Genomic DNA, 20131 nt, shown 5'->3' on the forward strand with positions numbered 1-20131 from the left:
TTTTTCAACTGAAAGGAGGGCGTGATGAACGCCGTACTCAAATCGCAACACGACTACACCATCGCCGATATCACTCTGGCCGCATGGGGCAACAAAGAAATCAAGATTGCTGAAACGGAAATGCCTGGCCTGATGGCCATCCGCGAGGAATTCGCGGCAGCGCAGCCCCTGAAAGGCGCGCGCATCACCGGTTCCATCCACATGACCATCCAGACCGCCGTGCTGATCCAGACCCTGGAAGCACTGGGCGCGCAAGTGCGTTGGGCATCGTGCAACATTTACTCGACGCAAGATCATGCTGCCGCCGCCATCGCTGCCGCCGGCACGCCTGTGTTCGCCATCAAGGGCGAGTCGCTGGACGACTACTGGGAATACACGCACCGCATCTTCGAATGGCCGGACGTGGACGGCAAGGCTGTCTACTCGAACATGATCCTCGACGATGGCGGCGACGCGACCCTGCTGCTGCACCTGGGCGTGCGCGCGGAAACCGACCTGTCGGTGCTGGCCAATCCCGGTTCGGAAGAAGAAATCTGCATGTTCAACTCGATCAAGCAACACTTGCTGACCGATCCGACCTGGTATTCGAAGCGTCTGCCGGAAATCCTCGGCGTGACGGAAGAAACCACCACCGGCGTGCACCGTTTGTATCAAATGCACAAGGAAGGCAAGCTGGCTTTCCCTGCGATCAACGTCAACGATTCCGTCACGAAATCGAAATTCGACAACCTGTATGGCTGCCGTGAGTCCCTGGTCGATGGCATCAAGCGCGCCACCGACGTGATGATCGCCGGCAAGGTCGCCGTCATCGCCGGTTACGGTGATGTCGGTAAAGGTTCGGCGCAAGCCATGCGCGCCCTGTCGGCGCAAGTGTGGGTGACGGAAGTCGATCCGATCTGCGCACTGCAGGCGGCGATGGAAGGCTACCGCGTGGTGACCATGGATTACGCCTGCGAACATGGCGACATCTTTGTCACCTGCACCGGCAACTATCACATCCTCACGCACGATCACCTGACGCGCATGAAAGACCAGGCCATCGTCTGCAACATTGGTCACTTTGACAATGAAATCGACGTTGCTTCGTTGAAGCAATACGAGTGGGAAAACATCAAGCCGCAAGTCGACCACATCATCTTCCCGTCGGGCCGCCGCATCATCCTGCTGGCTGAAGGCCGCTTGGTCAACCTCGGTTGCGGCACGGGCCACCCGTCGTACGTGATGAGCTCGTCGTTTGCCAACCAGACGATCGCCCAGATCGAGCTGTACGCGAACACGGCCAACTACCCGGTCGGCGTGTACACCTTGCCAAAACACCTGGACGAAAAAGTCGCCCGTTTGCAACTCAAAAAGTTGAATGCGCAGCTGACGGAACTGACGCAAGAGCAAGCCGACTACATCGGCGTGCGTCAAGAAGGCCCTTATAAGCCAGAGCACTACCGCTATTAATCGGTAGCGCGGGGCTGTAACTCACCCTCTGAGGGCCGGCGCCTGCCGCCGGCCTGACCCTACATTTGACAGGCTAGAGAAATGCGCTTGCTACTGATTTGGTTTATCAATGCGGCAGCCCTGTTTGCCGTTCCCTACCTGATGCACTCGGTGACGATGAGCAGCGGCTGGACCGCGCTGCTGGCCGCTGCCGTGCTGGGGCTGGTCAATGCGCTGATCCGTCCATTGCTGATCCTGCTGACCCTGCCCGTGACATTCTTGTCGCTGGGCCTGTTCATCTTGATCATCAACGGCTTCCTGTTCTGGCTGGTGGCGCAGGTGATCGATGGTTTCCATGTCGCCAGTTTCTGGTCTGCCGTGGGTGGTGCCATTCTGTACAGCATCATTTCCTGGGCCCTGTCGACCTTACTTTTGAGTAATGACGATGGAAAAGCATAATTTCAGTATTGAGTTTTTCCCGCCGAAAACCCCGGAAGGGGCGGAAAAGCTGCGCGCCACGCGTATCAAGTTGTCCGAGTTGCAGCCGAAGTATTTCTCGGTGACCTTCGGCGCCGGCGGCACCACGCAGCAGGGCACGCTCGATACCGTGCGCGAGATCCTGGCGGCCGGCGAACAAGCCGCACCGCATCTGTCTTGCGTGGGCGGTTCGCGCGCATCGATCCGCGCCGTGCTGGCCGACTTCAAGGCGGCCGGCGTGCGCCGTATCGTTGCCTTGCGCGGTGACTTGCCCAGCGGCTACGGTGCCTCGGGCGAATTTCGCTACGCCAACGAGCTGGTGGAATTCATCCGCGCCGAGACGGGCGACCATTTCCATATCGAAGTGGCCGCCTATCCGGAAGTGCATCCGCAAGCCCGTTCGCCGCAGGACGACCTGCAGGCGTTCGCGCGCAAGGTGCAGGCCGGTGCCGATGCGGCCATCACCCAGTACTTCTACAATGCCGACGCGTATTTCCAGTTTGTCGAGCAGACACAGAAGATGGGCATCAACGTGCCTATTGTGGCCGGCATCATGCCGATCACGAACTACACGCAATTGATGCGCTTTTCGGACATGTGCGGTGCGGAAATTCCACGCTGGGTGCGTCTGAAACTGGCCAGCTTCGGCGACGACAGCGCGTCCATCAAGGCCTTCGGCCTGGACGTGGTGACGGGCTTGTGCGAGCGTCTGCTGGAAGGCGGCGCGCCAGGCTTGCATTTCTATAGCATGAACCAGGCGGCGCCCACGACCGCACTGTGGCAGCGCCTGGTTAATTAATTCCCATCTGATCCGTCAGAGCAGATCGCCCTCGGTCATGATGTGATCGAGGGCGATGTCGTATTCGCCGTTCGGAAAGCTTGCCATCAGGCAGGCATAGGCGATGCCCAGGGTGCGCGGACGGGGCGTTTGCGCCAGGGTGCGGTCGTAATAGCCGCCGCCATAGCCGAGACGAAAACGTTCCGTATTAAAACCCAGGCAGGGCACCAGCAGGGTGGCGGGCGCCGGGCGCAGGCGCAATTGGGCCGGCACGGCCACGCCCATGCCATCCTTGAGCATCGGCTCGCCGGGCGTCCAGTCGGAAAATGCCAGCGGCGCATGCTTTTCCAGCACCACCGGCAAGCTCAGTTGCACGCCGCGCGCGGCCAGCTGCGCATACGCGCCGTGCAAGTCCGGCTCGCCATGCAGGGGCCAGTACACGCCCAGTTCCTCGACGTTTTCCTGCGCGCACCAGTCCAGCAGGCGCTGCGCGATGGCCGCATCCCATCCCGCGCGCGTGGCGTCGGGCAGGGCGCGGCGGGCCGCCAGCAGGGCCTTGCGCAAGCCGGCTTTGTCCTGTGGCGCAATGGGTGGCCGTGTAGCCGGATCACATGTTATTCTAGGGTCGCTATTCATATCACCATCAAGTTAAGATTGAGAGTCGTACATTGATTTCCCCACTGAAATGGATTGCCGGCACGATGCTGTGTGTTGCATCGGCCTTGTCTCCCCTGGCCGCCCTGGCCCAGGTGTCCGCCACCGTCTCTCCTGCCGCACCCGACACGCGCAGCGAGGACGATGCCTTCCTGCTGCTGCGCGACGCCGCGCGCAAGGATGACGCCGAAAAAGCCGACTTTTATGCGGGGCGCCTGACGAATTACCAGATTCCATCGTATGTTGACTATTATCGGCTGAAACCGCGCATCAAACAGCTGACCGAGGCGCAATTTCGCGATTACCTGAACCGCTACAAGGGCAGCGCCATCGCCGACCGTTTCCGCAACGACTGGCTGCTGGAACTGGGCCGCAAGCGCGACTGGGTCGTGTTTGACGAGCAATATCCGCAATTCGCCCTCGACGACGACACCCAGCTCAAGTGCTATGCGCTGATGTCGCGCGCGGCCAAGGGCCAGAACGTGGCATCCGAAGCGCGCAACCTGCTGGTCTCGCCGCCCGGCTATGGCGAAGCGTGCGGCAGCCTGATCGCCGTGCTGGCGCAAAATGGCCAGTTCGACACGAATGAGCTGTGGGCGCAGATCCGCCTGGCGGGCCAGACCAACGCCACGGGCCCGGCGCGCCGCATCGCGCTGTTGCTGGGCGCGTCCGACGCGAAGATGGCGCAAGCGATCGATTTGCCGGCGCTGATGCTGGCCAAGGGACCGGGGCCGAGCCGCGCCGACCACGAGATGTACCTGGTGGCTGTCGGCCGTATGGCGAAAAGCACATTAAAACTCGGTGTGGTGGCCTTGCAAAAAGCCAGCGCGCAGCTGACCGCGCAGGAGCAGGCCATCGGCTGGGCCAACCTGGCCCTGCAGGCGTCGTATTCGCTGGCGCCGGAAGCATTCGACTATTGGCAAAAATCCAATGGCGCACCGTTGACCCAGGAGCAGATGCAGTGGAAAACGCGCATTGCCTTGCGCGAAGGCAACTGGCCCGTGGTGAAGTCGTCCATCCAGGCCATGCCGGCCTCGTTGCGCACCGATCCCACCTGGGTCTACTGGCTGGCGCGCGCGCAGCAGGCGGAAACGCCGGGCCGCCCGAATGCGCAGGCCGACACCCTGTACCGCACGATTTCCGATCAGTCGAATTTCTATGGCTTGCTGGCCAATGAAGAGCTGGGCAACCATCTGGTGTTGCCGCCGCCGGGCCAGCCCGTCACGCCGGCGGAAATCGCCGCCATGGCCGCCAATCCGGGCTTGCAGCGGGCGCTGAAATTTTTCAACATGCGCTTGCGCTTCGAAGGCACGCGCGAGTGGAACTGGGAACTGCGTTCGATGACGGATCGCCAGCATCTGGCGGCCGCGGAATTTGCGCGCCAGAACAATGTGCTCGACCGCATGGTCAATACGTCCGACCGCACGCGCCTGGAAGTGGACTATACGCAGCGCTACCCGACGCCGCACGACGACGTCATGCATCCGGCCACACAAACCCTGGGCCTGGACAAAGCCTGGGTGTATGGCTTGATCCGCCAGGAATCGCGCTTCATCATGGATGCGCAGTCGCATGTGGGCGCTTCGGGCCTGATGCAGGTGATGCCGTCGACGGCCCGTTACGTGGCCAAGAAGATCGGTCTCACCGATTTCGTCACGGAAACCTTGAGCGATGTGCGCACCAACGTCTTGCTGGGCACCAATTACCTGAACATGGTGCTCGGTGGCCTCGATGGTTCGCAAGTGCTGGCCAGCGCCGCCTACAACGCGGGGCCGGGACGCCTGCGCATCTGGCGCGCCACCATGACGCGCCCGCTGGAAGGCGCCGTCTTCGCCGAGATCATTCCGTACACGGAAACGCGCGGCTACGTGAAAAACGTGATGGCCAACGCCACGTATTACGCGGCCCTGTTCGAGAAGCGCCCGCAGTCGCTGAAAGCGCGCCTGGGTACCGTGGGACCGAAAAACAGCGCCATCGCGGCCGACTTGCCGTAACCCAATGAATTGATACCCGACCATGCAAACGACCATCCTTGATCCCAGCCTGACGCACACCCTGGCCGCCGCGCGCGAGCCTGGCCTGACCCTCATCATCGGCAACAAGAATTACTCGTCCTGGTCGATGCGCCCGTGGGTGGCCATGACGGCCTTCGGCATCCCGTTCCAGGAAGTGCGCGTGCTGCTCGACCAGAGCGACACGGCGACGAAAATCGCCGAGTATTCGGCCTGCGGCCGGGTCCCCGTGCTGCTGGCGGGCGAGATCACGATCTGGGACAGCCTGGCCATCTGCGAATACCTGGCCGAGCAGTTTCCCGATAAACACCTGTGGCCGCAAGACGTGGCCGCGCGCGCCATGGCGCGCTGTGTTTGCGCGGAAATGCATTCCGGTTTCACCGGCTTGCGCACGGACATGTCGATGAATATCAAGGCGACGTTGCCGGGCCGTGGCCGCACGGCCGCCGCGCAGGCGGACATCGGCCGCATCAGCGAAATCTGGGAAGAGTGCTTGTCGCGCTTTGGCCACCACCAGTTCCTGTTTGGCGAGTTTTCCATCGCCGACGCGTATTTCGCCCCCGTCGTCATGCGTTTCCGCACGTATGGCGTGAGTCTGGCGCCGGCCCTGAACGCATATTGCGAGCGCGTGCAGGCGCACCCGGCGGTGGCGCGCTGGATCGCGGAAGCGCTGGCGGAGACGGAAGTCGCTGCCAAGCACGACGCGGAATTACCCGATTAAAGAGAAGTTCACCATGAAGATTTACACGGTCGGTGGCGCGGTGCGCGACCAACTGCTGGGCTTGCCCGTGAAAGACCACGACCACGTCGTCGTGGGCGCCACGCCGGAAGACATGCTGCGCCAGGGCTTTCGGCCCGTCGGCAAGGATTTTCCCGTCTTCCTGCACCCGAAGACGCAGGAAGAATACGCGCTGGCCCGCACGGAACGCAAGACGGCTCCCGGCTACCGGGGCTTCGTCTTCCACACGGCGCCCGACGTCACGCTGGAAGACGACCTGGTGCGGCGCGATCTCACCATCAACGCCATCGCCCGGGCCGAGGATGGCACCTTGACCGACCCGTTCGGGGGTATGCAGGATATCGAGAACAAGATCTTCCGCCACGTCTCCGACGCGTTCGGCGAAGACCCCGTGCGCATCTTGCGCCTGGCCCGCTTTGCCGCCCGTTTCGATACTTTTACGGTGGCACCGGCCACCATGGAACTGATGCGCCGGATGGTGGACGATGGCGAAGTCGATGCCCTGGTGGCCGAGCGCGTGTGGCAGGAAGTGGCGAAAGGATTGATGGAAGCGCACCCGTCGCGCATGCTGACGGTGCTGCAGGACTGCGGCGCGCTGGCGCGCATCGTGCCAGAAATCACGCTCAGCGAGCGCTTGCTGCAGGTCATCGACCATGCCGCTGCGCAAGGTCATGACTTGCCCGTGCGCTTCGCCGCCCTGCTGCTGCGTCTGCCGAAAGATGCCATTGAACAACTGAGCGAGCGCCTGCGCGTGCCCAACGAGTGCCGCGAGCTGGCCGTCATGGCGGCGCGCGAGCTGGAGCAGATCAATGGCGCGCTGAACTTGACCGCCGAAGCCGTGGTGAGCATGTGCGAACGCTGCGATGGCTTGCGTAAACCGCAGCGCTTTGCGCAACTGCTGCAAGCGGTGGCGTGCGATGGGCTGGTCACCGGGGACTTTCCGCAAGCGGCGCGCTTGCAGGGCGGGCTGGACGCGGCGCGCGCCGTCAACGCGGGCGCGCTGGCGCAAGGTTGTGCGGAGCCGAAGCGCATTCCCGAAGTCATCCATGCGGCGCGGGTAGCCGCCGTGCAAGCATTCCTGGCCCAGGCTTGAATGGCGGGAATAGGCTACAATGGCGCCATAATGTTGCACTGCACAATATTGGCCTGACGTGCCGCAGCACCGCCCCAGGAGTCGTCGTGACCTTACCCAAGCTGTTTCAAAATCCGTTTCGCCGCTGGCTCAGTCGTAGCGGCGGCGGGCGCCCGAGCGTACTCGTCAAACAATTGCATGAGCGCGACCGGCGCCGCATGATGAAGCATTTTCTGTCGCTGGAGAAAAGCGACCGGCTGCTGCGCTTCGGCAGCAGCTTGCCTGATGAGCTCGTGGCGCAGTACGTGCAGAAGATGGATTTCTCGCGCGACATGATTTATGGCGTCTACAACAGCTTGTTCAAGCTGGTGGGCGTGGGGCATCTGGCGTTCGCGCCGAAGGACAAGTCGCCGGCGAAAAGCGTCGTGACGGACAAGGAGCAGGTGGCCGAGTTTGGCGTGTCCGTGTCGAAATCGATGCGCGGCATGGGCGTGGGGTCGAAACTGTTCGAGCGGGCGGCGATTCACTGCCGCAACAACGATGTCGATACCCTGTACATGCATTGTTTGTCGTCGAACAAGACGATGATGCATATCGCCAAGAAGGCGGGCATGGAAATCCAGCGCGACTATGGCGAAGCTGATGCATATCTAAAACTGTTGCCGCCGAACCCGACGAGCATGTTGCAGGAAGCCGTGCAGGAGCAGTTTGCCATGTTCGACTACACGTTCAAGGCGAACGCGCGCGCCGCATTCAAACTGTGGGATCGCTTGCCGGGGCGCAAGAAGAAGCCCGAGCCACCGTCACCGCCGTCACAGTAAGGGCAGGGCCGTCGTATCCTTGATGCGCTGCAGGGCGAAGCTCGATTTGACGTCCAGCACGGCCGGGTGGCGCAGCAGGGTCGCCATCATGAAGCGCGAAAAGTGCTCCATGTCTTCCACATGCACGCGCAATAGATAATCCATTTCGCCCGTCATCGCATAGCACGCCACCACTTCCGGCCAATGCGCCACGGCTACGGCGAAGTCGGCGCGCGGCGAGGTATTCGTCACCAGGTTGGGCGCCAGCACGCGCGCCGTGCTGTGCGCGGTGGCGTCGCTGTGCTTTTCCAGCCGCACATTCACATAGGCGAGCAAGCCCAGGCCGATCTTTTCCGGGTCCAGCAGGGCCACGTACTGGCGGATGACGCCCGCTTCTTCCAGCCGTTTGACGCGGCGCAAGCATGGCGACGGCGACAGGCTGACCTGTTCGGCCACGTCCTGATTCGACAGGCGGCCATCGGCCTGCAGGACGGCGAGGATCTTGCGATCCGTTTTATCCAGCGTAATTTTGCTCATGCTCCCTCCGGTGGTTCTCGTTTCACGCAATATTATTGCGCAAATCATGATTGTTCGGGAGATCTTTGGCATTTAATGCCCGTGACCCACGCCTATACTGTGCGCTACTTCTTGGAGGAGACATCATGCAATTTCAGCCTTGGGATAACCCGATGGGTACCGATGGTTTCGAGTTCGTCGAGTATGCAGCACCAGACCCAAAAGCATTGGGCAAGCTGTTCGAGAACATGGGCTTCACGGCCATCGCGCGCCACCGCCACAAGGATGTGACCCTGTATCGCCAGGGCGACATCAATTTCATCATCAATGCCGAACAAGATTCGTTCGCGCAGCGTTTTGCCCGCCATCACGGCCCGTCCGTGTGCGCCATCGCCATCCGCGTCGACGACGCGGCCTTTGTGTACCGCCGCGCGCTGGAACTGGGCGCCTGGGGTTTCGACAATAAAACGGGGCCGATGGAGCTCAATATCCCCGCCATCAAGGGCGTGGGCGATTCCCTGCTGTACTTCGTCGACCGCTGGCGCGGCAAGGGCGCCGACAAGGAAGGCGCTGCCGCACCGGGTGGCATCGGCGACATCAGCATCTATGACGTCGATTTCGTCGCCATTCCCGGCGCCGTCGCCAACCCCGTCGGCCATGGCCTGACGTACATCGACCACCTGACGCACAATGTGCACCGTGGCCGCATGAAGGAATGGGCGACGTTCTATGAAAGCCTGTTCAACTTCCGCGAAGTGCGCTATTTCGACATCGAAGGCAAGCTGACGGGCCTCAAATCGAAGGCCATGACTTCGCCCTGCGGCAAGATCCGCATCCCGATCAATGAATCGTCGGACGACAAGTCGCAGATCGCCGAATACCTGGACCAGTACCATGGCGAAGGCATCCAGCACATCGCGCTGGGCACGGACAATATCTACGCCTCCGTGCAAGCCATGCGTGATACGGGTATCGATTTCCAGGATACGATTGAAACGTACTATGAACTGGTCAACCGCCGCTTGCCGAACCACGGCGAGCAGCTGGAAGAACTGCGCCGCCTGCGCATCCTGATCGATGGCCACAGCACGGAAACGGAACGCGAACTGCTGCTGCAAATCTTCACGCAGACGGTGATCGGCCCGATCTTCTTCGAGATCATCCAGCGCAAGGGCGACCAGGGCTTCGGCGAAGGCAATTTCCGCGCCCTGTTCGAGTCGATCGAGCTGGACCAGATCAAGCGCGGCGTGCTGAAAGATACGAGCGCGGCGTAAGTGGCTGTTGTCGGCTTACGCCCTGGCGGGCTAAGCCGACCTACGCGTCACGCGCCATTGATGTAGGTCGGATTAGCGCAGCGTAATCCGACATGGCAGCAAAGAAAACAGGCATCAAACAGCACCCGCCCGGGAGTGCAGTGCAGCAAAAGAACTGTGCGCATTCCTGTGGTAGTCTACGACAAACAAGTCATTTTTCCGCACCGGCATGCTCACAAAGCGCGGCCGGTACGTGTGAGTTCAACCGACTTTGCACGCGTAGCACCGAGAATAATGGAGACAAGTAATGAATGCACCAATCAAGGGCTCGAGTCTTGAGCCGGGCGCGCACGCGTCCGAAATTTCCCTGAACGACAAATACACCTTGGAGCGTGGCCGCGCCTTCATGACGGGCACGCAAGCGCTGATCCGCCTGCCCATGCTGCAGCGCGAGCGCGACCTGAAAGCTGGCCTGAATACGGCCGGCTACATCACCGGTTACCGCGGTTCGCCCGTGACATCGGTCGACATGACGGCCATCAAGGCCAAGAAATACCTCGATGAACACCACGTCAAATTCCACCCTGGCCTGAACGAAGACCTGGCCGCCACGGCCGTCTGGGGCACGCAGCAAACGAATCTGTTCGAAGACGCGAAATACGACGGCGTGTTCGGCATGTGGTATGGCAAGGGCCCCGGTGTCGACCGCTGCGGCGACGTGTTCAAACACGCCAATAACGCCGGTTCCGCCAAGCATGGCGGCGTGCTGGTGCTGGCCGGCGACGACCATGCGGCCAAATCCTCGTCGACGGCGCACCAGTCCGACCATATCCTGAACGCTTGCGGCATTCCCGTGCTGTACCCGTCGTCGGTGCAGGAATACATCGATTACGGCTTGCACGCCTGGGCCATGAGCCGCTACACGGGCTTGTGGGTGTCGATGAAATGCGTGACCGACATCATCGAGTCGGGCGCCGCCGTCGACTTCGATCCGGACCGCGTGCAGATCGTGCTGCCGACCGACTTCGAACTGCCCGCGGGCGGCCTGAACATCCGCTGGCCCGACACGGTGCTGGAACAAGAAGTGCGCATGAACAGCTACAAATGGTATGCGGCGCTGGCGTATGCGCGTGCCAACAAGCTCAATAAGATCATCTGGGACAGCCCGAAGGCGCGCATCGGCATCATCACGGCCGGCAAATCGTATCTGGACACGCGCCAGGCGCTGGCCGACCTGGGTATCGACGAGCAGACGGCGTCCGACATCGGCATCCGCCTGTACAAGATCGGCATGACCTGGCCGCTGGAAGCGGACGGCGTGCACGAATTTGCCAAGGGTCTCGACGAGATCCTCGTGGTGGAAGAAAAGCGGCAAATCCTCGAATACGCGCTGAAGGAAGAACTGTATAACCTGAAGGATGGCGAGCGTCCGCGCGTGGTCGGCAAGTTCGACGACACGGGCGAGTGGAGCAACCAGAAGGGCACCGGGCACGGCGACTGGCTGCTGCCGGCCACGTATGAACTGAACCCGGCCATGATCGCCCGCGCGATCGCCAGCCGCATTTCGCGCTACTACGCGGGCCACCCCGTCGAGCAGCGCGTGAAGGAGCGCATCGCCTACCTGGAAGCCAAAGAGAATGTGCTGAAAGCGATCAGCGTGAAACCCGATCCGCAGAAAGACCGCACGCCGTTCTTCTGTTCCGGCTGTCCGCACAATACCTCGACCAAGGTGCCGGAAGGCTCGCGCGCGCTGGCCGGCATCGGCTGCCACTACATGGTGCTGTGGATGGACCGCGAGACGTCGACGTTTACCCACATGGGCGCCGAAGGCGTCACGTGGGTGGGACAGGCGCCGTTCACGAATGAAAAGCACGTGTTTACCAACCTTGGTGACGGCACCTATTTCCACTCGGGCATCCTGGCCATCCGCGCGGCCGTCTCGGCCAAGGTGAATATCACCTACAAGATTCTGTTCAACGATGCGGTGGCCATGACGGGCGGCCAGGAATTCGACGGCCCCCTGTCGCCGGCCATCATTTCGCGCCAGATCGCCGCCGAAGGCGTCGGTCCCATTATCGTCGTCACCGATGAGCCGGAAAAATACCCGTCCGATTACGCCTGGGCCGAAGGCGTCACCGTGCGCCACCGTTCGGAACTGATGGACGTGCAGCGCGAACTGCGCGACATGCCCGGCGTGTCGGCCATGATCTACGACCAGACCTGTGCCTCGGAAAAACGTCGCCGCCGGAAACGCAATGAATACCCGGACCCGGCCAAGCGCGCCGTCATCAACGAAGCCGTCTGCGAAGGCTGCGGCGACTGCTCCGTGCAGTCGAACTGCCTGTCGGTGGAACCGCTGGAAACGGAACTGGGGCGCAAGCGCCAGATCAACCAGTCGTCCTGCAACAAGGATTTCTCGTGCACGACGGGTTTCTGCCCAAGTTTTGTCACGGTGGAAGGCGGCGGCTTGAAAAAGCCGAAGAAAGCCGCTGCCGCCGACAAGGATGCGCCAGCCGCGCCGGCCTTGCCGACACCGCAGATTCCCTCGACGGCCGAGCCGTTCGGCATCCTGGTCACCGGCATCGGCGGCACGGGCGTGGTCACCGTCGGCCAGATCCTGGCCATGGCGGCGCACGTGGAAGGCAAGGGCTGTTCCGTGCTCGACATGAGCGGCCTGGCGCAAAAGGGCGGCCCCGTGATGTCGCACGTGCGCCTGGCGGACCGCCAGCAAGATATCCACTCGACGCGCGTCGGCACGGGTGCGGCCGACCTCGTGATCGGTTGCGATTTGATCGTCACGGCCAGCCGCGACGCGCTGTCGCGCATGGGAGAGGGCCGCAGCTGGGCCATGATCAACTCGACCAGCTCGTCGACGGCCGCCTTCGTGAAGAATCCGGACTGGCAATTCCCCGGTGCTTCGGCGCGCATGGAAATCGAAAAGGCCTGCGGTACGGATCACGTCGATTTCATCGATGCGGGCCAGATCGCCACGGCGCTGATGGGTGACTCCATCGCGACGAACATGTTCATGCTCGGCTACGCCTGGCAAAAGGGCAAAGTGCCGTTGACTGAGGCGTCGATCATGAAGGCCATCGACCTGAACAACGTCTCGGTGGCGTTCAACAAGGCCGCCTTCAACTGGGGCCGCGCCGGCGCCCACGATACGGCCAGCCTGGTGCGCATGACAACCCCCGCCAAGGTGATGGAATTCAAGCGCATCGACACGCTCGACGACATCATCGAAAAACGGGTCGCCCTGCTGACGGCCTACCAGGATCGCGCGTATGCGCAGCAGTACCTGGATTTCGTCGGCCAGGTGCGCGCGGCCGAAAGCGCCCTGAATGGCCCGCATCTGCGCCTGACGGAAGCCGTGGCCCGCTACTTCTACAAGCTGATGGCCTACAAGGACGAGTACGAGGTGGCGCGCCTGTACACGGACGGCGCCTTCCAGGCGAAGATCGCCGCCATGTTCGAGGGCGACATCAAGCTCAAGTTCCACCTGGCGCCGCCGATCATGGCGAAAACCGACGCCCAGGGCCATTTGATCAAGAAGGAATATGGTCCGTGGATGCTGAAGGCCTTCGGCGTGCTGGCCAAAATGAAAGGCTTGCGCGGCACGGCCTTCGACGTGTTCGGCCATACGGCCGAGCGCAAGACGGAGCGCGCGCTGATTCTGGAATACCGCGCGACGGTGGGCGGCTTGCTGCCGAAACTGACGACGGCCAAGCTGGCGCAAGCCGTGGCGATCGCCAGCATCCCGGAAGACATCCGCGGCTATGGTCACGTGAAGGAGCGTCATTTGAAGGCGGCGAAAGAGAAGGAAGCCAGTTTGCTGATCGCCTTCAACGCGCCGACGCCGCTGCCGCCCGTCGTGGCAGCGCCCGTGGCGGCGACCGTGGCGTGATGGTTTGAGTATGACGTAGTAGCAATGGCGCCTGCGGGCGCCATTTTTCTGTGTCAAAGAAAACAACGCCTGTTTGCAAAAACCATTATAATTTTTTGATAATTTCTTTTCGGAAAGTTTATCATGCGTTCCCTGCGCTTTTCTTCCTTGCCTGTGCCCCTTGCTCGTCCTGTCGTCCTTTCCATTGCGTTGCTGTTGAGTGCCTGCGGCGGAGGTGGCGGCAGCGACAGCACGGCCGTCGTGCCGCCCGTCACGCCGACGGGGCCGACGGCGCTGGTCGCTGCATCGACGGTGGCGAACCGATGCGAGGCGCCGCGCAGCGGCAGCAGCATCGACAAGCCGGGCACCTTGCTCGATGAACTGACGTGGGTGCGCAGCTGGATCGATGAAACGTATCTGTGGTACCGCGAAGTGCCGACCACGTACCAGCCGTCAAGCTTCAGCACGCCCATCGCGTATTTCGACGTGCTGAAAACCACGGCCACGACGGCGTCCGGCCAGCCCAAGGACCGGTTCCATTTCACGTATACGACGGCCGAATGGGAAGCCTCGCTCAATGGCGTGGAACTGGGCTATGGCATGCTGCTGGCGCTGACGCGTAACACGCCACCGCGCAAGGCGGTGATCTCGATCGTCGAACCTGGTTCGCCGGCGGCCCTGGCGGGCTTGCAGCGGGGTGACATGCTGCAAAGCATCGATGGCGTCGATTTCGTCAATGCCGCCGATGCGGCCAGCTTGAAGATCATCAACGCGGGCCTGCTCCCCAAGGCGCAAGGCACGCATGCGCTCAGTTTCAGCCGTGACGGAACGGTGCGAAACGCCACCCTGCAGGCGGTCGAGGTCAGCACCAGCGCCGTGCAGAACGAGCGCATCATCGACACGCCCACGGGCAAGGTGGGCTATCTGACCTTCAACACCCACAATAATGTCGCCGAGCGTCAGCTGGTCGAGACCATGCGCCGCTTCCAGGCGGCCGGCATCAGCGACCTGGTGCTCGACGTGCGCTACAACGGCGGCGGCTATCTGGATGTCGCCAGCGAACTCGCTTACATGATTGCCGGCCCGCAAGTCACCACCGGCAAGACCTTCGAGCAGGTGCTCTTCAATGACAAGACGCGGCCCGAAGCGCCCGTGCCATTCCATGCGCAAAGCCGGGGCTTCGGCGGCCCGAATCCGCTGCCCAAGGGTACGCCCTTGCCCTCGCTGGGCCTCAAGCGGGTGACCTTGCTGACAACGGGCAATACTTGCTCGGCCAGCGAAGCGATCATCAACGGCTTGCGCGGCGTCGACGTGCAGGTCAACCTGATCGGCGGCACGACGTGCGGCAAGCCCTACGGTTTCTATCCTCAGCCCAACTGCGGCACCACGTATTTCGCGGTGCAGTTCCAGGGTGTCAACGCCAAGGGCTTTGGCGACTTTGCCGACGGCATGGCGCCGACCTGCGAGGTGGCGGATGATTACCAGCATGCGCTGGGCGACGCGGCCGAAGGCATGCTGGCGGCGGCGCTGCGCTACCGCGGCAGCGGCAGCTGCGTCCCGGCCACGGGCGCGACCAGGCTGTTGAGTTCGATGCAGAGTCCGGCCGACACGGCCATGCGCCTGCTGCGCCCGGCCTACAAGGAAATTGCCATCATTCGCCATTAAAGCGCATGCTTCCGCCATGATCTTGCGAAAGTGTCTGGCGTTTTCCTGCTCATGAATCTTTCCATATAACAATTTTGATATATGGAAAGATGAATCCATTCGTTCTGTAATTGCTGGCATCTTGATATCTTTCACCTTCTCCCTAACCTTGAGAAGCGCAAAGATGCCTATACAATTCAAGTTACCACCGCTCACCATCGCCGTACTGGCCATCCTGGGCGGTTCCGCATGGCAGGCGCACGCACAGACGCAAGCGCCCGCAGCGGATCAGCAGCCAGCGGCCACCCCGCCAGCCGTCGTGGTCACCGGTTCGCGCATTCCCCGCGCCAGCCTGGAGGGACCATCGTCCGTCACCATCCTGACCGGCGATGAAATCACCAAGCAAGGGTACAAGAACGTCTTCGATGCGCTGACCAACCAGGTACAGAACAGCGGCTTTACGCAGGGCGAGGACTTCGGCAACACCTTCACGCCGTCGGCCAATACCATCAGCCTGCGCGGCCTGGGGCCGAACCACACCCTGATCCTGTTGAACGGCCGCCGCCTGGCCGACTTCCCCGTCGCCTATGAGGGCACGGTCAACTTCACCAACCTGGCGAACATCCCGTCGAGCATTGTCGACCGCATCGAGATTTTGAACGGCGGCGCCTCGGCCATCTATGGTTCCGACGCGATCGCCGGCGTGGTCAACGTGATCCTGAAAAAGCAGACGGAAGGTTTCGATATCAACGTCAAGGCGGGCGGCACCACGCGTGGCGGCGCCGGCAACCAGCGCGTGCAGCTGACGGGCGGCGGCAATTTCGACAAGCTGCATACCTTGTTCAGCGTGGAGCTGAGTCAGCGCGATCCGCTGTCGAGCCTGGACCGCGACTTCATGGCCACCAAATCGGGCACGCCGACGAATATCGCGTCGCGCCGCGTGGTACAGGCGGGCACCTCGGGCAGCTACGTGGACCTGGGCGACACCTGCAAGCAGTTCGGCGACCTGTTCGGCGGCAGCGTCGTCAAGTACCAGGCGAAGAACGGCAGCTATTGCGCCAGCCCGAAAGTGGGCCCCACCTACTGGACCACGCAGACCAAGAACCGCAGCCAGAACGTGTTCGGCAGCGCCAACTATGAGCTGTCGCCGGAAACGACCCTGTTCGCCGATTTCCTGATCGGCAAGAACTCGACGGAAAACAATACGCGCGGCCCGACATGGACGTCGTCGTCGACGGGCAGCAGCTATTTCCGCAACCAGAATACGAATCGCTACGAAGCGTGGACGCGTTATATCTCGCCCGAGGAAATGGGCGGCGTGGAGCGCTACAACCGCAAGTGGGACGACCTGGCCACCGCCATCTCGCTGGGCGCCAAGGGCCGCATTCCCGGCACGTCTTCCTGGCAGTATGAAGCGAACTACAACGCCTCGGTGTACAAGAGCGAAAGCCACACGCCGCGCGCGCTGGCCACTATCGACAGCTTCTTCCTGGGCCCGAAACTGGGCACCGACGCTGCTGGCGTGCCGATCTACGCACCGGATCCGGCCCGCTTGTCGCGCCGCGTGACGGCGGCCGAATTCGACAGCATCACGGGCAATTCCGACAGCGACGACAAGGCCTGGACGAACACCCTGAGCCTGGCCACGAATGGCGACCTGTTCCAGCTGCCCGCTGGCGTGGCAAAGATCGCCACCATCGCCGAAGTGGGCAAGCAGGGCTTCAGCAATGTGCCCGATGCGCGCCTGAACGACGGTTATTTCAACGTCGCCACCAAATCCGATATCACGGCCGGCACGCGTACCCGCTATGCGCTGGGTGCGGAAGTGAACCTGCCGTTGCATGAAAAGCTGATCGGCACCCTGGCCGGCCGTTATGACCGCTACAGCTTTGCCGGGCGCAGCGATGGCAAGTTCACCTACAACGGCGGCCTGGAACTGCGTCCCGCGCCGGAGCTGCTGTTCCGCGCCAATTACGCCACCAGCTTCCGCGCGCCGGACATGAACTACATCTACAAGGCGCGCGGCACCGGTTACTACTCGAGCACCACCGATTACTACCGCTGCGGCGCTGCCGGACAGAGCATCGACAAGTGCGAATTTGCAAACAAGTCGCCGGGCGCCGACTATGTGCAGAACGGCAGCCGCGATCTGCAGTCGGAAAAGGGCAAGTCGTTCGGCGTGGGCGCCGTCTGGTCGCCAAGTTCGAATTTCGACGTCTCCGTCGATTACTGGAACATCAAGATCGACGACCTGGTGACGAACCTGAGCGCCGACAGGATCCTGCGCGACGAAGCCGATTGCCGCCTGGGCAAGCTCGACATCAATTCGCCTACCTGCGCCGATACCCTGGGCCGCGTCGAACGTTTCGCGGCCAATGCCCTGAACCGCGCTGGCGAGATCAAGACCATCACCGTCAATCCGATCAACGCGGCCAAGCAAAGCAGCAGCGGCATCGACATCAGCGTCAAGTATGTGCTGCGCACGGCGGACTATGGCCGCTTTGCCTTCAAGGCCAATTACGCCAAGGTGCTGAGCAATAAATCGCAGCAATTTGCCGGCGACGAAGAGATCGACGAGCTCAAATCGCTGAACAATTCGGATTGGCGCGACAAGCTGAACCTGAGCGTGAACTGGGCTGCGGGCGACTGGTCGAACACCTTGCTGGTCAGCCGTTACAGCAAGATCCCGAACGGCGGCGGTACCGGCTACCTGACGCCGACGGCGCTGGCCAACATCAGCACCGTGTACCGCATCAGCGACCGCGCCACTTTGTCGCTGATCGTCAACAACGTGTTCGACAAGATCAAGCGCGACGACAGCGGCGGCTGGCCGTACTACCCGGTGGGCAGCTATAGCCCGCAAGGACGCCAGGGATGGGTCGAATTCAATTACCACTTCGGTTCATAATTCACGCTTGCCAGAGCAAGGCCGGAGCAGCTGACGCTGTTCCGGCTTTTTTATTTTTCACGGCGTTTTTACCTGACCGCGCCTCTATAATTGCCCGCTTGTCCCCCTTGATGGAGCTCGTCCGATGCTACGCCACGCCCTGCTGTCCGCCGCCGTGTTATCCCTGTTTGCCGTCAACGCGCATGCCGCGCGCGACATGCGGCAGTTTTCCCTGAAAACGGTGGCCGAATACTCGGGTTTCCAGCAGACGGGCCGCTACGAGGAAGTGGAAGCCTTGTGCAGGCGCTTCGAGGAGCAGCATCCGAAACAGGTGCGCTGCTTTGAATTTGGCCGCACGCCGGAAAACCGCCCGATGCTGGCGCTGGCCGTTTCCAACACGGGCGCGCTGACGCCGGAGGCGGCCAGGCTGCGCAAGCTGCCGGTACTGCTGGTACAGGGCGGCATCCATGCGGGCGAAATCGACGGCAAGGATGCCGGCTTCCTGGCCCTGCGCCAAGTCCTGGAAGGCAAGGCGGCGCCCGGCGCGCTGGACAAGCAGGTGCTGCTGTTCGTGCCCGTCTTCAATGTCGATGGCCATGAGCGCTTCGGTAACTGGAACCGCCCGAACCAGCGCGGACCCGTGGAAATGGGCTGGCGCAGCACGGCGCAAAACTACAATCTGAACCGCGAATACATGAAGGCCGATACGCCCGAGATGCAGCACATGCTGGCGCTGGTGAACGCCTGGGATCCGCTGGCGTATGTCGACTTGCACGTGACGGACGGCGCGCAGTTCGAACCCGATATCTCGATCCAGGTCGAACCCGTGCATGCGGGCGATGCGGCCTTGCGCGTGGCGGGAACGGCGCTGCGCGACGGTGTGCTGGCCGACCTGGCAAAGCAGGGCTCCGATCCGAAGCCGTTCTACATGTCGTTTGCCGAAGAAGACAATCCGCAGTCGGGTTTTGTCGATTCGACGCCGAACCCGCGTTTTTCGCACGGCTATTTCCTGTTGCGTAACCGCTTCGGCGTGCTGGTGGAAACCCATTCGTGGAAGGACTACCCGACCCGCGTGCGCATCACGCGCAACACCATCATTGCCCTGCTGTCGCAGATGGCGCAGCACGGCGCCGCATGGCGGCACACCGCCATGGAAGCGGACCTGCGCGCGGCGCAGCTGGCCGGCAGCGCGCTTCCCCTCAGCTACAGGACCACGGAGAAAAGCCGCATGATCGCGTTTCGCGGCTATGCCTATACGCGCACGCCGTCCGAGGTGTCGGGCGCGCTGATGACACGCTATGACGAAAAGACGCCGCAAATCTGGACCGTGCCGCTGCGCGACGAGATCGTGCCCGACCTGCAGGTGAGCGCGCCGAAGGCCGGCTACCTGGTGCCGCGCGCGCAGGCGGCCATGGTGGGCGCCAAATTGCGCCAGCACGGCATCGCCTACCAGGAAATGCGCAGCATCTTCGCCAGGCAGAATGTGGAAGTCTTCCGCGCCACTGCCGTCAAGTTTGGCGCGCAGTCGTTCGAGGGACGCCAGACGGCGGCGGTTCAGGGCGAGTGGCAGAAAGAGGAGCGCCTGGTCGATGCCGGCGCGCTGTACGTGCCCGTCAACCAGCCGAAGGCGCGCCTGGTGATGGCGCTGCTCGAACCGCGCGCGCCCGACTCGCTGCTGGCCTGGGGCAGCTTCAACACGGCGTTCGAGCGCAAGGAATACATGGAGGACTATGTGGCCGAGGAGGTGGCGCGCGCGCAGCTGGCGGCCGACCCGGCGCTGGCGGCGCAGTTCCGGCAGAAGCTGGCCGACGAACCCGCGTTTGCCAGGAATCCGCATGCGCGCCTGGAGTTTTTCGCCCGCCGCCACGCCTCGTGGGATGAGCGCTTGAACCTGTATCCGGTCATGCGCGTCGACGTGGCGCCCGTCAGTTTCATCGATTGACAAGGCTCATGATGAGCGTGACGCGGAAATGCTATTCTTTCTATCC

Annotated in this window: 14 protein-coding genes; 12 read left to right on the forward strand and 2 right to left on the reverse strand. The window is 62.2% G+C overall.

What is annotated here, in order from left to right; translation table 11 throughout:
* Window positions 1-24 precede the first annotated feature (24 nt).
* The 3 genes from ahcY (at window position 25) to metF (ending at window position 2704) form a co-directional block, all read left to right on the forward strand.
* Window positions 25-1449: an adenosylhomocysteinase gene (ahcY, locus tag ACP7DW_RS10525; protein WP_426055021.1), complete on the forward strand. Its 1425-nt coding sequence runs from the start codon at window positions 25-27 to the stop codon at window positions 1447-1449.
* 81 nt (window positions 1450-1530) lie between these two features.
* Entirely contained in the window at window positions 1531-1887 is a 357-nt protein-coding gene (locus ACP7DW_RS10530; protein ID WP_034783534.1) for a phage holin family protein, read from the forward strand.
* On the forward strand, window positions 1874-2704 hold the full coding sequence (gene metF, locus ACP7DW_RS10535; protein WP_426055020.1) for a methylenetetrahydrofolate reductase [NAD(P)H]: 831 nt from the start codon (window positions 1874-1876) through the stop codon (window positions 2702-2704). Before ACP7DW_RS10530 ends, metF begins: the two co-directional genes overlap by 14 nt.
* A gap of 15 nt (window positions 2705-2719) precedes the next feature.
* Here metF and ACP7DW_RS10540 read toward each other — a convergent pair whose 3' ends face one another.
* Window positions 2720-3247, reverse strand: a complete 528-nt coding sequence (locus ACP7DW_RS10540) for a 5-formyltetrahydrofolate cyclo-ligase (protein WP_426055019.1) — start codon at window positions 3245-3247, stop codon at window positions 2720-2722.
* A 137-nt stretch (window positions 3248-3384) separates the two neighbouring features.
* Between ACP7DW_RS10540 and ACP7DW_RS10545 the strand changes: the two genes are divergently transcribed.
* From ACP7DW_RS10545 to ACP7DW_RS10560, 4 genes are all read left to right on the forward strand, one after another.
* Window positions 3385-5331, forward strand: coding sequence for a transglycosylase SLT domain-containing protein (locus tag ACP7DW_RS10545; RefSeq protein WP_426055018.1), 1947 nt, complete (start codon window positions 3385-3387; stop codon window positions 5329-5331).
* A 22-nt stretch (window positions 5332-5353) separates the two neighbouring features.
* A complete protein-coding gene (locus tag ACP7DW_RS10550) occupies window positions 5354-6070 on the forward strand; it encodes a glutathione S-transferase family protein (RefSeq protein WP_426055017.1) in 717 nt (238 codons plus the stop codon).
* 13 nt (window positions 6071-6083) lie between these two features.
* Complete coding sequence (locus ACP7DW_RS10555) at window positions 6084-7181, forward strand: multifunctional CCA addition/repair protein (RefSeq protein WP_426055016.1); 1098 nt, start codon at window positions 6084-6086, stop codon at window positions 7179-7181.
* 86 nt (window positions 7182-7267) lie between these two features.
* Entirely contained in the window at window positions 7268-7981 is a 714-nt protein-coding gene (locus tag ACP7DW_RS10560) for a GNAT family N-acetyltransferase (protein WP_426055015.1), read from the forward strand.
* Here ACP7DW_RS10560 and ACP7DW_RS10565 read toward each other — a convergent pair.
* On the reverse strand, window positions 7973-8497 hold the full coding sequence (locus ACP7DW_RS10565) for an Lrp/AsnC family transcriptional regulator (protein WP_070220829.1): 525 nt from the start codon (window positions 8495-8497) through the stop codon (window positions 7973-7975). The two genes, ACP7DW_RS10560 and ACP7DW_RS10565, sit on opposite strands and share 9 nt — an antisense overlap.
* A gap of 125 nt (window positions 8498-8622) precedes the next feature.
* Here ACP7DW_RS10565 and hppD point away from each other — a divergent pair, with 125 nt between their 5' ends.
* From hppD to ACP7DW_RS10590, 5 genes are all read left to right on the forward strand, one after another.
* Window positions 8623-9750 (forward strand): 4-hydroxyphenylpyruvate dioxygenase, encoded by a 1128-nt coding sequence (gene hppD, locus ACP7DW_RS10570; protein ID WP_426055014.1) that lies wholly within the window; start codon window positions 8623-8625, stop codon window positions 9748-9750.
* Window positions 9751-10036: 286 nt separating this feature from the next.
* Complete coding sequence (locus ACP7DW_RS10575; protein ID WP_426055013.1) at window positions 10037-13633, forward strand: indolepyruvate ferredoxin oxidoreductase family protein; 3597 nt, start codon at window positions 10037-10039, stop codon at window positions 13631-13633.
* A 123-nt stretch (window positions 13634-13756) separates the two neighbouring features.
* Window positions 13757-15277 carry a S41 family peptidase gene (locus tag ACP7DW_RS10580; protein WP_426055012.1) on the forward strand — a complete coding sequence of 507 codons (1521 nt, stop codon included), beginning with the start codon at window positions 13757-13759 and terminating at the stop codon, window positions 15275-15277.
* 163 nt (window positions 15278-15440) lie between these two features.
* The gene (locus ACP7DW_RS10585) at window positions 15441-18164 is read left to right on the forward strand and encodes a TonB-dependent receptor plug domain-containing protein (RefSeq protein ID WP_426055011.1); all 2724 of its coding nucleotides are present in this window, start codon (window positions 15441-15443) and stop codon (window positions 18162-18164) included.
* 124 nt (window positions 18165-18288) lie between these two features.
* A complete protein-coding gene (locus tag ACP7DW_RS10590; protein WP_426055010.1) occupies window positions 18289-20085 on the forward strand; it encodes a M14 family metallopeptidase in 1797 nt (598 codons plus the stop codon).
* Window positions 20086-20131 lie beyond the last annotated feature (46 nt).

Source organism: Janthinobacterium sp. PSRC1-1 (genome assembly GCF_049897525.1).
GTDB lineage: Bacteria > Pseudomonadota > Gammaproteobacteria > Burkholderiales > Burkholderiaceae_D > Janthinobacterium > Janthinobacterium tructae.

Bases quoted from the DNA above. Each gene is read 5' to 3' on its own strand.
- ahcY (WP_426055021.1), top strand. From the start codon at position 25: ATGAACGCCGTACTCAAATCGCAACACGACTACACCATCGCCGATATC.
- ACP7DW_RS10530 (WP_034783534.1), top strand. From the start codon at position 1,531: ATGCGCTTGCTACTGATTTGGTTTATCAATGCGGCAGCCCTGTTTGCC.
- metF (WP_426055020.1), top strand. From the start codon at position 1,874: ATGGAAAAGCATAATTTCAGTATTGAGTTTTTCCCGCCGAAAACCCCG.
- ACP7DW_RS10545 (WP_426055018.1), top strand. From the start codon at position 3,385: ATGCTGTGTGTTGCATCGGCCTTGTCTCCCCTGGCCGCCCTGGCCCAG.
- ACP7DW_RS10550 (WP_426055017.1), top strand. From the start codon at position 5,354: ATGCAAACGACCATCCTTGATCCCAGCCTGACGCACACCCTGGCCGCC.
- ACP7DW_RS10555 (WP_426055016.1), top strand. From the start codon at position 6,084: ATGAAGATTTACACGGTCGGTGGCGCGGTGCGCGACCAACTGCTGGGC.
- ACP7DW_RS10565 (WP_070220829.1), bottom strand. From the start codon at position 8,497: ATGAGCAAAATTACGCTGGATAAAACGGATCGCAAGATCCTCGCCGTC.
- hppD (WP_426055014.1), top strand. From the start codon at position 8,623: ATGCAATTTCAGCCTTGGGATAACCCGATGGGTACCGATGGTTTCGAG.
- ACP7DW_RS10575 (WP_426055013.1), top strand. From the start codon at position 10,037: ATGAATGCACCAATCAAGGGCTCGAGTCTTGAGCCGGGCGCGCACGCG.
- ACP7DW_RS10580 (WP_426055012.1), top strand. From the start codon at position 13,757: ATGCGTTCCCTGCGCTTTTCTTCCTTGCCTGTGCCCCTTGCTCGTCCT.
- ACP7DW_RS10585 (WP_426055011.1), top strand. From the start codon at position 15,441: ATGCCTATACAATTCAAGTTACCACCGCTCACCATCGCCGTACTGGCC.
- ACP7DW_RS10590 (WP_426055010.1), top strand. From the start codon at position 18,289: ATGCTACGCCACGCCCTGCTGTCCGCCGCCGTGTTATCCCTGTTTGCC.